At 40.2% G+C, this 1,309-nt stretch carries 1 protein-coding gene and 1 other annotated feature; the gene reads right to left on the bottom strand.

From position 1 onward, the window contains the following. Positions 1 to 39: 39 nt before the first annotated feature. Positions 40 to 1,259, bottom strand: a protein-coding gene (locus tag ACK2M2_RS16390) for an IS3 family transposase (protein ID WP_085944224.1) whose coding sequence is annotated in 2 segments (ribosomal slippage) — positions 40 to 983 and positions 983 to 1,259 — 1,221 coding nt in all. Because the reading frame shifts where the segments join, the coding sequence is not laid out codon by codon here. Then, positions 868 to 984, bottom strand: a sequence feature (AL1L pseudoknot). (Overlaps the previous gene by 117 nt.) Positions 1,260 to 1,309: the final 50 nt, after the last annotated feature.

The following is a 1,309-nucleotide window of genomic DNA, read 5'->3' on the forward strand; positions in this document are numbered from 1 at the left end:
TGAACCGTACCGGGTTTGTCGGAGACTTTTTTATTTAAGTTAGGCCACCTGACCTAACGGGTTAATCTTATCATAGTACATTGCTTCAAACTCAAAAGGCGATACATAACCCAGTGCACTGTGTACACGCTTTTTATTGAACCAATATACCCAGTTTAGTGTCGCAAGTTGTACATCTGCTAAACCTTGCCAATCTGCTTTTAAATATTCAATCACCTCTGTTTTGTATAAGCCATTCACCGTTTCAGCCAGAGCATTATCGTATGAATCACCAGTTGTACCGACTGATGCTCGTAAATTTGCAGCTTCTAAACGATTGGTATAGCGAATAGAAAGATATTGAACACCTCTATCTGAATGATGAATCACATTCTTAGGCATACCTCGATCGTGCAATGCTTGCTCCAATGCATCGAGCACCATATCTGTATTCATCCGTGTAGATACTTTCCATCCAACAATTGCTCGTGAGAACACATCAATAACAAATGCGGTATATACCCAGCCTGAATGAGTTTGAATATACGTAAAGTCACCCACCCATAGTTGGTTTGGATGATCAGCATTAAAATTACGTTTCACTAAATCATCTGCCCGTTTTTGGTCATCTCGGTTACGGGTGGTTTGTTTATTCTTACCACGCCAAACACCTTGTATACCTAGCTTTTGCATCAATCGAGCAACTGTACAACGTGCAATAACATAACCCTCACGTTTCAATTTTTGCCAAACTTTACGTACACCATATCGACCTGAACTTTCTTTCCAAATACGTTTGATTTGCTCTGCATGATGTAAATCATGCAGAGCACGTTTCGCTCGATGTTCTGGGTTATCAACGAGATCTAAAGCCCGATAATAGGTCGAAGCTGCAATCGGTAAAATTCTACAAATCGCTTCAACACCATATCGATCTTTATTGTTATGGATAAAATCCACCATTATTTGTGTGGGCGGTCGAGCTCCGCCTGGGCGAAAAAAGCGGCTGCTTTGCGTAGAATTTCATTGGCACGTTTTAATTCTTTAATTTCACGTTCCATTTGCTTCATTTTTTCTTGGTCAGATATCTGTTGTACTTTGGCAGGATTTAGTTGATCCAGATGCTTTAAATACCAAACACGCAATGTTTCAGGAGTACAACCGATTTTAGGAGCAATAGCTGTGATTGCTGCCCAAGTAGAAGGATAATCTTTTTCAGATTCAATTAGTAATTGAACCGCTCTTTCTCTAATTTCGGGGGTATAGTTTGGTTTTTTCATCGGGATAGTCTCTCAGAATATTGACTCTCCGACAAACCCGGTACGGTTCA

The sequence above is a fragment of the Acinetobacter sp. TY1 genome (genome assembly GCF_048551395.1).
GTDB lineage: Bacteria > Pseudomonadota > Gammaproteobacteria > Pseudomonadales > Moraxellaceae > Acinetobacter.